This is a genomic window from Glycomyces lechevalierae (assembly GCF_027622945.1).
GTDB lineage: Bacteria > Actinomycetota > Actinomycetes > Mycobacteriales > Micromonosporaceae > Glycomyces > Glycomyces rutgersensis.
The window spans coordinates 371,474-383,614 of the sequence record NZ_JAPZVQ010000003.1; the positions used below are offsets into that span (position 1 = coordinate 371,474).

Here is a 12,141-nt window from a genome sequence, read left to right on the forward strand (position 1 = left end):
AGTGCCTTAAAACAGATCAAGACGGGTCGAAGGCGTGCGATCCGGAGTCATAGACTCGGGTCTATGCAGAACGTCCCCCCGGCCGCATCGGTCCGGATCGACCCCGGGGCCGCCGCGGCAAGTCTCAGCAGTTCGACCGGGAGCCCCCTCGCTTCCGGCGCCGCCTTCGCGGTCTACCGGCTCGGCCGGTCCTCGTTCCACGCCGCCGTCGTCCGCCGCGTCGAAGGCCGGTGCGTCGTCGTCGCCGAGCGCACCGAGCCGATCGGCGGCGCCGAGTTCGACGGCCTCATCCTCGCCTACCTCTCCGGCCGCCATCCCGACCACGGCGCCCGCCTCTGGTCCCGCATCGCCGACCCGTCCGAGGCCGCCGACCGGCAGTTGAAGGCGCTGCTGCTCGAGAAGATCACGCAGGCCCGAGAGCAGTTGTCCGAAAGGGACTTCACCGTCATCACGCTCCCCTCGGTCGACATCAAGATGCCGTTGACGCGCGAGGAGTTCGAGTCCCGCGTCGAAGAGCTCGTCGCCACCACCGTCGACGTCATGGAGGAGACCCTCGCCGAGGCCGGCGTGCACCCGGCCGAGCTTTCGGGTCTGCTCATGGCGGGCGGCGCGGCCCGCACGCCGCTCGCGGCCACGACCCTGCGCCGGCGGTTCGGCCTCGAACCGGTGCTCGCCGCGCCGAACGCGAAGGTCCTCGCCGCAGAGGCCGCGCCCGTGGCGACCCGCGAGCTGCCGTACGTCGAAGAAGAGGAAGCGCCGCCGCGCCGCAAGGGCCAGAGGCGCGCGGTCGTGGCCGCCGCGGCCCTGCTGCTCCTCGTGGGCGCGGGCGCCGCGTTCGGGTCCCAGCTCGGTGACGGCGACTCGACCGAGGACGACCCGCTCGCCGAGGAGAGCCCCTCGGCCGCAGCCACATCGGCGACCGAGTCGGCATCCGCCCCGGAGACCGCCGCCGCCTCCACCGAGGAGGCCAGCGCGACCCCGTCGGAGTCGCCCACGCCTGATGAAGCCGACCAGGGCCCGCAGGACCCGGTCGAGGAGGCGCCCTCGTCCGAGGACGAGCCGACGACGGAGAGCGCGCCGACCGGTTCCGTGCCGAACGTGGTGGGCATGTCGACCGCCGAGGCGCACCAGGCCGTCGAGGACGCCGGTTTCGCGGGCGTGGACCAGTCGGGGGAGGAGCGCGGGGTCTTCGACTGGTCGCACGAGGACTGCGAGGTCATCGGGCAGTCGCCCGAGGCGGGCTCGGTGCGGGCGCTGTCGGAGTCGGTCTCGGTGACATTCTCGTACTCGGGCGAGGCGAGCGAGTGCGACGTGTGAGTGAGCCCGGCCGCGGGGTCTGGAGTTTCCAGCACGATCGTGCTATTTTTAGGCCGTGCGCAAAGGCGAGATGACGAGGCAGGCGATCCTCGACGAAGCGGTCCGGATGGCCCGCTACTCGGGGCTCTCCGGGCTGACCATCGGCTCGCTGGCGGCTGCGGCCGACATGTCGAAGTCGGGGCTGTACGCGCACTTCAAGTCGAAGGAAGCGCTGCAACTGGCCTGCATGGAGCGCAACGGGGAGCAGTTCATCGACGAGGTGATCCGGCCCGCGCTCGCGAAGCCGCGCGGGATCACCCGCCTGCAGGCCATCGTCGAGTACTGGATGCAGTGGTATTCGCATCCGGGCGGCTGCCTGTTCCTGGCGGCCGCGGCCGAGTTCGACGACCTGCCGGGGCCGCTGCACGACTTCATGGCTTCCGAGCAGCGCGACCTGCTCGAATCGCTCGCCCGGATCGCCTCGACGGCGGTCGCGCAGGGCGAGTTCCCCGAAGACACCGACGTCTTCCAGGTGGCACAGGAGGTGTTCGGCATCTTGTTGTCCTACAACTGGATGAGCCGCATCCTGTCCTATCCCGACGCCGCCGACCGCGCGTGGACGGCGTTCAACCGACTGATCGACAGTCTCCAGAGCTGACCAGGAAGGCCCCACTCATGGCGTCCACTGCCCCGGCCCCCGTGGCGAAAAAGAAAAGCACGACCGTTCGTGCTCCCTGGTATGTGCGCTCCGGCTTCGCCGCCGCCGAGCGCGTCGCCCCCGCACGGGCCGCGAAGGTCTTGTGCGAGTTGTGGTTCCGGCTCCCGGCCGGCCCTGAGAAGCGCCTGCGCGGCGAGGCGCCCGCCGGAGCGCACGTGTTCGAGCTCGAATGCCTCGGCACGAACGTGTGGGGCTACGACTGGGGAGACGGCCCGCTCGTCTACCTCGTGCACGGCTGGGGCGGCTCGACCGGCGACTTCAAGTTCATCGCGGCGAACCTGGTCGCCTCGGGCTTCCGCGTCGTCGCGTTCGACGCGCCGAGCCACGGCAACGCCGGGCCCGGCCCGTGGGGCGACCGGCACGCCAACGGCCTGCACCTCATCGAGGCGATGAACGTGGTCCTGGAGAAGTTCGGCACGCCCCACGGCGTCGTGGCGCACTCGATGGGCGCGCTCAGCTCGGTCCACGGCCTGCTCCAGGGCGGCGTGGACACCGCAGCGGTGCGGTTCGCGATGCTGGCGCCGTTCATCGGCGGCCAGGAGGGCTTCCGCGACACGATCGGCGCGATCGTCCCGGTCGGCCCGCGCATCTTCGAGCGCCTGGTCCCCTTGGGGGAGGCCAAGTCCGGCGTGAGCCTCGACGACTTCTCGCTGCGCGGCGTCGAACTCGACGCGCCGGTGCTCATCGTCCACGACCGCGGCGACCGCCCGAACCCGTTCCGCCACGGCCAGACCCTCGCCGACTCCTGGCCGAACGCCGAGCTCATGGCGACCACGGGCCTGGGGCACCGCAAGGTCCTGGTCAACCCGGCCGTCAGCGCCCGCGTGCGCGATTTCCTGAAATAGGTCGAGCCTGAAATAAGGCGAGCGAAAGGGCCGGGTCCGATCGGACCCGGCCCTTTTCGTGCGTCTTAACCCTCGTAGTGCACCGTCAGGCGCGTCCACGCCCCGATGTTGATGTAGGTCCCGTCGGTCACCGGGAACTCCACGTTCGGCGCCAGCGGCTCGTCGGAGCCGTTGAGGAACGTGCCGTTCGACGAGCCCACGTCCATGATCGTCCAGGAGCCGTCGGGCTTGGAGAACAGCTTCGCGTGCTGTGCGCTCACGCCCGGGTCGGCCACGTCGCCGGACAGGTCGATGTCCGGGGTGACGCCGCGCTTGGCGCTGTAGCGGCCGATCGTCAGGTCCGGCTTGTCGAGCGGGAAGCGGCGCGGCTTCGCGAACGACGGGTACTGGAGCTGCGAGGCCCCGTCCGAGGCCGCGACCTTGTTGAAGTAGCCCTGGTCGGCGGTGACGGCGACACCCCAGCGGGTGGCCTGGCCGGGCGGGGCGTAGTTCGAGGCGAGGTCGCTCGGCTGCGCGTCCGGCATGGAGAACCCGCCGGTCGCGGACGCGGGCGGCGCGGAAGTCGGGGCGCCGAACGGCGCGGCCGGGACGCCCGGGGGCGGTCCGGGCGGGGCCGAGGTCGGCGCGGCGCCGTACGCCTGCTGCGCGTAAGGGTCCTGGCCGTAGCCCTGCTGCGGCTGCCCGTAAGGGTCCTGCTGCTGGGGCTGGCCATAAGGGTCCTGCTGACCGTAACCGGGCTGCTGCCCGTAAGGGTCCTGCTGCTGCGGCTGGCCGTACGGGTCTTGCTGCCCGTAGCCCTGCTGAGGCTGCCCGTAGGGGTCCTGCTGCTGGGGCTGGCCGTAAGGGTCCTGTCCATAGCCCTGCTGCGGCTGCTGCTGCCCGTACGGGTCCTGCTGGCCGTAACCCTGCTGAGGCTGCCCGTAAGGGTCCTGAGGCTGCGAGGGCTGCCCGTAGGGGTCCTGTTGCCCGTAGCCCTGCTGAGGCTGCCCGTAGGGGTCCTGCTGCTGGGGCTGGCCGTAAGGGTCCTGCCCGTAGCCCTGCTGCGGCTGCTGCTGCCCGTACGGGTCCTGCGGCTGGCCGTAAGGGTCGTTCGGCGCGTAGCCCTGGCCGAAGGCCGGCGACTGCGGGGGCTGGCCTTGCTGCCACGCCGGGTTGGGCGTTCCGCACTGCTCGCAGAACTGGGCTTGCGGGAAGGCCCCGCAGGCGCACTGGTACCCGCCCGGCTGTGGGGCACCGCCGTAGGTCGGCTGGTAGGTCAAGGTCGTCCCCCTCCAAGCATTTGGGTGTACTCGGCCTCGCTGACGACACCAGGCAGCGAGGCGGACCCGTCACCCTGATTCGAGGCGTCCTGGCCGGCATGCTCCTGCGCATGTCCTTCGGCCGGGACCGAACCGGGGGATTCGAGTTCCACCACCGCGACACTGATGTTGTCGTGCCCGCCGTTGGCGAGCGCTTGTCGTGTCAACGCTACCGCCTTGTCGCCAACGCTGCCGTCCGGCAGTGGCAGAAGGTCGTGATCGTCATTGAAATAGCGCGACAGACCATCGCTGCACACTACGACATGCCCCCCGCCCAATTCCACGCGGAGGAGGTTCGGGTTGAGCGCCGGAGCGTCCGCCCCGAGCCACGCGAGCAGGGCTTTGGCATACGGGTTCTTGTACCGCTCGTCCGCCGGGTCGACCCCTTGGTACTCGAGCCGGGCCTGGATCGTGTCGTCCACCGTGAGGCACCTCGCCTCCTTCTCGCCGGCCCAGTACGCTCGCGAATCGCCCACCCAGCACAGGATCGCCTGATTCCCCTCGACCACGGCCGAGACGTACGTGGACGACGGCGGCGAGTTCGGGTACTGCTTCCCGACCGCGGCCACCGCCGAGTGGGCCGCGCCCACCCCGCGCCGCGAGGCGTCCTCCGCGGTGAGGCCCTCGCCGAGCGCCGCGCGGATCTCCGTCACGGCCGCTTCCACCCCTGCGAGTGACGCCCGCTCGGAGTCCGAGGCGCCCGAGACCCCGTCGCAGACGACGGCGATCTTGCGCCCGTCGTCGGCGAGCGCGATCGCGATCGAGTCCTGGTTGTAGTGGTGGCGCTTGCCCACGTCGGTGGCGGCGCCGATCCCCGGCAGGCCGAACGAGGTGTGGTCGTCAGAGCCGCCCGGGTGGTCCGGGTTCTCTTCCGCGGCAACGGAGGAGAGCCAGGGGACCTCCTCGGCCGGGACCGCGAACTCCTCCAGGTCGCCGCCGCAATCCTCGCAGTAGCGGCCGATGTCGGCGGGGAGACCGCAAGCGGTGCAACGCTTCGCGGCGCCCAGGGTGGGTGAGGGCTGCATAGGGCTCCTTCGCTACAGCATCGTGCGGGGGCGGTGTGCGTTCGCCAGGTCGAAGTAGTACACCTGGTCCTCTCGGCGGGTGCAGGCGTGGGCGAGGTCACGGTAGGTCCGCTCCAGCGCCAGGCGCAGCTCCCGCTCCTCCGGCTGCGCGCCGAACACGCGCGGCTCGTGCGCGGGCCCGGTGCGCAGCACCGTGTCGAGCGCCGAGTGCAGGATCCGGGTCGACACGAGGTGGCGCCGCCGCGGCTCGAGCTTCAACTCGTCGAGCCGCCCGGCCATGTGGTGCAGGTCGAGCAGCGACGGCGGCGACGTGCGCGAGTGCAGCGCCGTCTGGATCGCCGCGGTCTGCGCGATCCCGTACTGCGCCGAGGTCTTCGGGACCTGGTGCAGCGTCGTGATCGCCTCCGTCGAGCTCCCCTCGAGGTCGAGCAGGCGCGCGCGACCGTAAGCGGCCGAGACGAACCGGTGGTCGCAGGTCCAGATCCGCGTGTAGTGCGGCAGCGCCAGGTCCCGGCGGCCGGCCATCTCCGCGCACGCCGCCAGCGCCAGGCGCGGGGCCAGCTCTCCGGGGAGGTGCGAGTAGACGGCGTCGAAATGCGCTGCGGCCGTGTGGAAGTCGGCCGCGAGCAGCGAGATCGTGCCGCGCAGCCAGGTGACCTGCCAGGTGTTGCCCTCGCGCTGCGCGAACTGGTCGAGCGCGGCCGCCGCCTGGTGGAGCTCACCGGCGTTGACGAGCGTGCGCACGCGCCGCAGCTGCACCTCGGGGCTCTGCACGGGCGCGGCGTTCAGTTCGGCGAGGATCCCGGCGGCGTCGGTCGCCTGGAGCGTCGCCATGAACGCGGCCATCGGGTCCGCGAGGTCGACCATCGGCGTCGGCAGCGCGTGCGCGACGTCGAACGGGTCGCCCACGGCGTGCACGTCGTACTCCACGTCGGGCTCGCCGAACACGGCCTGCTCGCCGCTGAACAGCGTCGACGGCTCGAACCGCGGCTCGCCCTTCTGCACCGACTGCACCTCGTGCAGCACGCCGCGCACCTGGGTGCGCATCTCGTCCGCGTCCTGGAACCGCGAGCGCGGGTCGGCGTTCGTGGCGCGCAGCAGCAGCCGGTGGAACGCCCCGAACTCGTTGAACACGGGCGCTTCGGAGGCCGGCGGCAGCTTGTCCCGGTACGTGCTCGTGAACCCCTTGAAGTCCAAGGCGAGCACGGCCATCGAGCGGCCGATCGTGTACAGGTCCGAGGTGACCGAGGGCCCGACGGACAGGATCTCGTCGTTCGGGACCGAGTACCCGGGCGTGCCGTAGATCGCCGACTCCATGTCGTCGACGTGGCGCACCGCGCCGAGGTCGATGAGCTTGAGCCAGGTCTCGACGTGGATCATGTTGTCCGGCTTGAAGTCGCAGAACAGCAGGCCCCGGTCGTGCAGGTAGCTGAACGCGGGCAGCAGCTCGGCGGTGTAGGTGAGCACCTGCTCCAGCGGCAGCGGGTGGCGCTCGCCGTTCTCGTCGACCGCGTCCCTGATGTCCCGCAAGGACTTCCCGGCCAGGTACTCCATGACGATGTACGACTGGAGCTGGCCCGAGCGCGGGTCCGCGGCCGTGACGAAGTCGTGGATGTCGACCACGTTCGGGTGGTCGATGCCGACGAGGAAGCGCCGCTCGTTGATCGCGGCCTCGATCGCGTCCTCGTCCGAGGTGTTGATGAGGCCCTTGATGACGACCCAGCGCTGCGTCAGGTCGTCCGCGAAGTTCTTGTCGTTCGCGAGGTAGATCCAGCCGAGGCCGCCGTGCGCGATCGCGCCCAGCACTTCGTACCGGTCGGAGAGGAGGTCCCCGGGGCTGAGCGCGGGCGTGAACCAGTAGCGGGTGCGGCAGTGCGCGCAGTAGCCCTCGACGCGGCCCGCGCGGCCGGCCTGGGGCCGCCCGACGGGCTTGCCGCACGCGGAGCAGAACCGTTTGTGCTCAGGGACCTGCGGGTGCTCCATGACCGCTTCGGCGGGGTCGCGCGGCGGCACGGGCGGCATGTCCGAGAGGCCCCCGCGCTGGCGGGTGCTGCTCGTCGTGGAGCGCGTGACGGGGCCGGTGATCGGCTGCGGCAGCGGCGCGGCGGGCGCCCGGTAGGGAGCCGGGGGCGGTGACGGCATCGCGCCGGCGGGCACCATGCCCTGCGTCCCGGGCTGCGGCAGCGGCGGCGAGACCGGCGGCGCCGAGTTCGGCGCGACCGGGGCGGCCATGGGCGGCGCGGAGTTCGGCGCGGCCACCGGCGGCACGGCGTTGGTCCCGGGCGGGCCGGGCGGCGCGGGCGCGAAGCCCGGCTGCGGCGGCACCGCGGGAGGCGTGTTGAGCCGCTTGCGGATGCTGACGGTGTCGGTGGCCTCGCCCTCGGGCTGGTAGGCGCCCGGCTGGTACCGCTGGGTGTGCTCTGGAGGCGGCTGCTGGTCGCTCATGGCGCTCCCTTAATCCCGGTACTGGGGGCTCGGCGGGGCGCCCGCGACGCCCAGCGGTCCTTTGAGCCACTTGTCGTAGGCGGTCTGCCAGGTGCCGTCCGCGATGAGGTCGGCGAGCGCCTTGTTGACGAAGCGGGCGAGGTCGGTGTTGCCCTTCTGGAACGCGATCCCGTACGGCTCCTGGGAGAACGCCTCGCCCACGACCTCGAGGGTCGGGTCCTGGGCGGCCATGCCGGCGAGGATCGTGTCGTCACTGGTGATCGCGTCGACCGTGCCCTGCTGGAGCAGGACGAGGCAGTCGTTGAAGTCGGGCACCGTGACCGCCTGCGCGGCGGACTGGTCCGCGATGGTGCGCACCGAGGTCGAGCCGTTGCCGGTGCACACCCGGTGGTCCTCGGCGAGGTCGGCGAGGCCGGTGATCCCGGAGTCCCTGGGCACGAGCAGGCGCTGCCCGGCGTGGAAGTACTCGGCGGAGAACTCGACGTTCGACCAGCGCTTGCAGTTCATGGTCATGGTGCGCACGACCATGTCGACCCGGTCGCCGTTGACGGCGTCCTCGCGCTCGCCCGAGGTCATCGGGACCCAGCGGATGTTCGCGTCCGGGCCGAGGATCGCCTGCGCGACGGCCGTGGCGATGTCGATGTCGAACCCGGCGGGCGTGTTCGTCGCGGGGTCGATGTAGCCCATGAGGTTCGTGGACTGGCTGACGCCGATGCTGATCTGGTCCTGGCTGTCGAGTTGCGCGAGCGCCTGGGCCGCGGTGGTCGAGCCGGGGTTGTAGGACGCGAGCGGTTCGCAGCTCTCGTCGACCGGCGCGGTGTCGATCTCGGGGGAGAAGTCGATCCCGGACGGCAGCGGCGTGGGGACGTCGACCTCCGGCGGGCCCATGTCGGCCGGCTGCGAGCAGGCCGCGAGGACGAGGCAGGCGGCGGCAGCGGCCGCGAGACGGATCTGGTGTCGAATCATGCGTAGTACTCCGCCACTCGCAACTGGATGCCGACCGCGGCGCAGATGAGCGCCCCGAGCGCGAGTGCCGCGAGCCCGGCCGCGGCGCCCGCGAGGGCCCGCTGGGCGTCGTTGGTGCTCTCGGCGAAGCGTTCGGCGCTGACGTCGGTCGCCTCGGTCAAGGCGTCGTTGAGGGTCGTGAAGGACGCCCACAGGCTCGTGTCGTCCTCGCCGACGACGAGCGCCACGGCCTCGTTGTACTTGCCGCCCTGGGCGAGTTTGACGACCTCGTCGTGCCCGCTGCGCCAGGTCTCGGCGGCCTCGCGGGCGGTGTCGATGTTCGCGGAGAGCTCGGCGTCGTCCGCGAACGCCTCATCGAGCCGGTCGAGCAATCGGCCCTGGTCGGTCAGCGCCTTGAAGTGCTCCTCGAAGCGCTCGGCGGCCTCCTGGTCCTCGCCGCGCGCGATGAGCACGAGCGATTCCTCGGCTCGCGCCTGCTGGGCGGTGATCTCGGCTTCGGCCAGCAGCTCCAGCGGCCCCGAACCGTCCTCATGGGACCGGTTGGTGTGGCTCGCGGACGCCAGCGAGGCCATCGTGAGCCACCCCGCGAACGCCACGAGCAGCACGGTGCTGCCGACGAGCCCGAGGTTGAACACGCGGTTCGTCTTGCGCGAGAGCCACATCTGCGCCCACACGAGCGTGCCGAGCGCGGCGGCGGCGAGCGCCGCGGCGGCCCAGGGGAACGCGGCCGCGTCCGAGCGCGACTCGTTCAACTGCCCGAGCGAGTTCTCCTGCAGGTCGTGCGCCTTCGGCAGCATCTCCTCGCGCATGAGCGTCGAGGCCTGCTCCTGGTAGGTCGCGCCCACGGGCTCGCCGAGGCGGTTGAACGTGCGCGCGGTCTCGACCAGGCCGGTGTACACCGGCATGCGCGCGTTCAGCTCGGCCACCAGCGCGGTGTCCGCCGGGGTCTTCACTTCCCCTGCGGCCGTTGCCAAAGCGACCGTTGCGTCGCGCATCGCGACGCGGTAGGTCTGGTTCATCTCATCGGAGGGCGTGCCCGCCGTGAGGTACGAGGACGCGGCGGTCGCGTCGGCCTGCGAGAGCGCCTGGTACAGCGACAGCGCCGCCACGGAGAGCCGCCCGGACTGGCTGGTGGTCTCCTCGATGACGGCGGACTTCGCGAGGATCGCGGTCATGCCGGTGATCCCGGCCCCGAGGATGAGCGCCGCGATCACCGCGAGCACGCCGCGGAGCTGCCCCGGCGTGAACCGCAGTGCGGCCAGCACGCGGTCGAACCGTCGCTGCCCGGTTGCAGCAGGAGCGCTGGGCGCCTGTGTCGGAGCGGGAGGGGACTGGACGGACAACTACTGCACCTCACTTGATCGGCGACCCGCGGGCCTCTGGAATCGTTCGCCGCGCGCACGTCTGACGTGGCTGGAGTGTCGGGGGACCCCCACATGGTATCGGCCCCCGGCAAGCACCGGTGACTACCGCCTTGCGCCGTCCCGGACGGCCCTCGCGGCGGTACGGTGGGACCGTGCCGAACGCCGAATCCTATTCCACCGAGTCTGATTCCACAGTGGATGACCCGCGCTGGATGGCGCGCGCCGTCGCGCTCGCCGAGCGATGCCCGCCGTCCGACACCGCCTTCAGCGTCGGCGCCGTCATCGTCGCAGACGGCGAGGCCGTGGGTGAAGGCTACTCGCGCGCCGAGGACCCGAGCGACCACGCCGAGGAGGTCGCCCTCCGCCAAGCGGGAACCGCCGCGCGCGGCGCGACCGCCTACTCCTCCATGGAGCCCTGCGGCCACCGCGCCTCCCGGCCCGACCCGTGCGCGCGCCTGCTCATCGCCGCCGGCGTCGCGCGTGTCGTCTACGCGCTCGGCGAGCCGCGCAACTTCGTCGACGCGCCCGGCGGCGACGCGATCCTGCGCGAGAACGGCGTGGTTGTGACCGTGATGCCCGAATTCGCGGACGCGGCCGAACGCCCCAACGCGCACCTCCGTTAATCTGGGACCCATGAGGCCATTGATCGGTGCCGCTGCGGCCGCCGAACTGCACGAATCGGTCCGGCTCGACGTCCGCTGGACGCTCGGGGGACCGTCGCGGGACGCCGACTACGCCGAAGGGCACCTGCCCGGCGCGGTCCGGCTCGACTTCGACCGGGACGTGTGCGGCCCGGTCGGCCCGGTCGGCGGCCGCCACCCGCTGCCCGAACCCGAAGCGCTGCAAGCGGTCCTGCGCGCCGCCGGCGTGAACGACGACTCCCACGTGCTCGTCTACGACGACGGCGACGGCCCCTTCGGCGACGCTGGCGAGCCGTCAATTGGCTTGGCCGCCGCCCGCACCTGGTGGACCCTCCGCTGGGCCGGCATCGACCACGTCCAGGTCCTCCAAGGCGGCATCAAGGCCTGGACCGGCGCCGGACTCCCAATCGAGACCCAGGTCGTGGCGCCCCGCCCCGGCAACGTCCACGTCAAGCCCGGGCGCCTCCCGGTCCTCGACGCCGAGGCCGCCGCCGAATGGGCCGCCACCCGCGAACTCGTGGACGTGCGCGCCCCCGAGCGCTACCGCGGCGAGATGGAGCCGGTCGACCCCGTCGCCGGCCACGTGCCCGGCGCGATCAACCTCTTCCTCGGCGAGGACGACCTCGCCGACACCGACCGCCTCCGCGAACGCTATGCGCCGCACCAGGACGCGGCCTTCTACTGCGGCTCCGGCGTGGGCGCGGCGCGCACCGCGCTGGCCGTGACCGCCGCGGGCCTGCCGACGCCGCCGGTGTACATCGGCTCTTGGAGCGACTGGGTCTCGCGAGGCCGCGAGGTCGCCACCGGGGATGTCGCAACAGGGGAGGAACGATGAAGCGCGCGCTCATCGCGGTCCCGGCCGCGTTCCTGCTGGCCCTGGCCGGCTGCAGCGACGACGGCTCGCCCTCGGGCGAGGAGCCGGCGAACTCCGCCGCGAACGAGTCGAGCGAGTCCTCCTCCGCGTCCGAGCCGGTCGAGCTCGACCTGGCCGACGCGGCGGGCGCCTGCCCGCTCATCGACGGCGCGACCCTCGACACCGTCACCGGCGAGGACTTCCGCTTCGCCTCGGGCGGCCCCGGCGAGACCGAGGGCGAGGACGCCCCGGCCCAGCTCACCTGCGCCGTCCAGACCGGCGAGGCCGCGTACCCGGACCTGACGCTGTTCGTCATCGGCACCGAGGCCACGGTCGAGGTCTACGAGGACCAGCTCGCCGACGGCACCGAGTCCGTCGACGGCCTCGGCGAGGCCGCCTACTGGATCGTCCACACCGAGGACACCGGCGCGGGCCCCGCCCTCGAGATGGGCTGGTACGACGGCGGCACCATCTTCGAGATGCGCTACACCACCCCGGCGGACACCGACCCGGCCGCGGTCAACGACCTCGTCGCCGGCTTCACCGACCTCGCCAAGGGCATCGCCACCGCGTATGCCGAACAGGCCGGCTGACGCACCATTCGACGCGAAAGGCCGCCGGGCGCTCGCCCGGCGGCCTTTCGCGGTCCGCCGCCTAGCCAGCGCCCGCCGCCCCGGGGGGGGGGGGGGG

At 72.0% G+C, this 12,141-nt stretch carries 11 protein-coding genes; 6 read left to right on the forward strand and 5 right to left on the reverse strand.

Going from position 1 to position 12,141, the window contains the following annotated elements; translation table 11 throughout:
* The first annotated feature begins 63 nt into the window (after positions 1 to 63).
* The 3 genes from O2L01_RS08065 to O2L01_RS08075 are packed head-to-tail and all read left to right on the forward strand — an operon-like array spanning position 64 to position 2,859.
* The gene (locus O2L01_RS08065; RefSeq protein WP_270121397.1) at positions 64 to 1,317 is read left to right on the forward strand and encodes an Hsp70 family protein; all 1,254 of its coding nucleotides are present in this window, start codon (positions 64 to 66) and stop codon (positions 1,315 to 1,317) included.
* Between the two features lie 55 nt (positions 1,318 to 1,372).
* Positions 1,373 to 1,954: a TetR/AcrR family transcriptional regulator gene (locus tag O2L01_RS08070; protein WP_270121398.1), complete on the forward strand. Its 582-nt coding sequence runs from the start codon at positions 1,373 to 1,375 to the stop codon at positions 1,952 to 1,954.
* 41 nt (positions 1,955 to 1,995) lie between these two features.
* Complete coding sequence (locus O2L01_RS08075) at positions 1,996 to 2,859, forward strand: alpha/beta fold hydrolase (protein ID WP_270121399.1); 864 nt, start codon at positions 1,996 to 1,998, stop codon at positions 2,857 to 2,859.
* Between the two features lie 65 nt (positions 2,860 to 2,924).
* Here O2L01_RS08075 and O2L01_RS08080 read toward each other — a convergent pair whose 3' ends face one another.
* Genes O2L01_RS08080 through O2L01_RS08100 form a run of 5 tightly spaced genes read right to left on the reverse strand, consistent with a single transcriptional unit; the run spans position 2,925 to position 9,858 of the window.
* Positions 2,925 to 4,118, reverse strand: a complete 1,194-nt coding sequence (locus tag O2L01_RS08080; RefSeq protein ID WP_270121400.1) for an FHA domain-containing protein — start codon at positions 4,116 to 4,118, stop codon at positions 2,925 to 2,927.
* Complete coding sequence (locus O2L01_RS08085; RefSeq protein ID WP_270121402.1) at positions 4,115 to 5,182, reverse strand: PP2C family protein-serine/threonine phosphatase; 1,068 nt, start codon at positions 5,180 to 5,182, stop codon at positions 4,115 to 4,117. The genes O2L01_RS08080 and O2L01_RS08085 overlap by 4 nt, the downstream gene beginning before the upstream one ends.
* Before the next feature lie 12 nt (positions 5,183 to 5,194).
* Positions 5,195 to 7,627, reverse strand: a complete 2,433-nt coding sequence (locus tag O2L01_RS08090) for a serine/threonine-protein kinase (protein WP_270121403.1) — start codon at positions 7,625 to 7,627, stop codon at positions 5,195 to 5,197.
* Positions 7,628 to 7,636: 9 nt separating this feature from the next.
* Positions 7,637 to 8,593, reverse strand: a complete 957-nt coding sequence (locus tag O2L01_RS08095) for a glutamate ABC transporter substrate-binding protein (RefSeq protein ID WP_270121404.1) — start codon at positions 8,591 to 8,593, stop codon at positions 7,637 to 7,639.
* Entirely contained in the window at positions 8,590 to 9,858 is a 1,269-nt protein-coding gene (locus O2L01_RS08100) for an MCP four helix bundle domain-containing protein (RefSeq protein WP_270121405.1), read from the reverse strand. Before O2L01_RS08100 ends, O2L01_RS08095 begins: the two co-directional genes overlap by 4 nt.
* 251 nt (positions 9,859 to 10,109) lie before the next feature.
* Here O2L01_RS08100 and O2L01_RS08105 point away from each other — a divergent pair, with 251 nt between their 5' ends.
* From O2L01_RS08105 to O2L01_RS08115, 3 genes are read left to right on the forward strand one after another with little or no spacing between them, the layout of a single operon-like run.
* On the forward strand, positions 10,110 to 10,580 hold the full coding sequence (locus O2L01_RS08105) for a deaminase (protein WP_270121406.1): 471 nt from the start codon (positions 10,110 to 10,112) through the stop codon (positions 10,578 to 10,580).
* A gap of 10 nt (positions 10,581 to 10,590) precedes the next feature.
* A complete protein-coding gene (locus tag O2L01_RS08110; protein WP_270121407.1) occupies positions 10,591 to 11,433 on the forward strand; it encodes a sulfurtransferase in 843 nt (280 codons plus the stop codon).
* Positions 11,430 to 12,044, forward strand: coding sequence for a hypothetical protein (locus O2L01_RS08115; protein ID WP_270121408.1), 615 nt, complete (start codon positions 11,430 to 11,432; stop codon positions 12,042 to 12,044). The genes O2L01_RS08110 and O2L01_RS08115 overlap by 4 nt, the downstream gene beginning before the upstream one ends.
* Positions 12,045 to 12,141 lie beyond the last annotated feature (97 nt).

What these genes read in the sequence shown, in the direction of transcription:
- O2L01_RS08065 (WP_270121397.1), top strand. Translation starts at nt 64, where the DNA reads ATGCAGAACGTCCCCCCGGCCGCATCGGTCCGGATCGACCCCGGGGCC.
- O2L01_RS08085 (WP_270121402.1), bottom strand. Translation starts at nt 5,182, where the DNA reads ATGCAGCCCTCACCCACCCTGGGCGCCGCGAAGCGTTGCACCGCTTGC.
- O2L01_RS08090 (WP_270121403.1), bottom strand. Translation starts at nt 7,627, where the DNA reads ATGAGCGACCAGCAGCCGCCTCCAGAGCACACCCAGCGGTACCAGCCG.
- O2L01_RS08095 (WP_270121404.1), bottom strand. Translation starts at nt 8,593, where the DNA reads ATGATTCGACACCAGATCCGTCTCGCGGCCGCTGCCGCCGCCTGCCTC.
- O2L01_RS08110 (WP_270121407.1), top strand. Translation starts at nt 10,591, where the DNA reads ATGAGGCCATTGATCGGTGCCGCTGCGGCCGCCGAACTGCACGAATCG.
- O2L01_RS08115 (WP_270121408.1), top strand. Translation starts at nt 11,430, where the DNA reads ATGAAGCGCGCGCTCATCGCGGTCCCGGCCGCGTTCCTGCTGGCCCTG.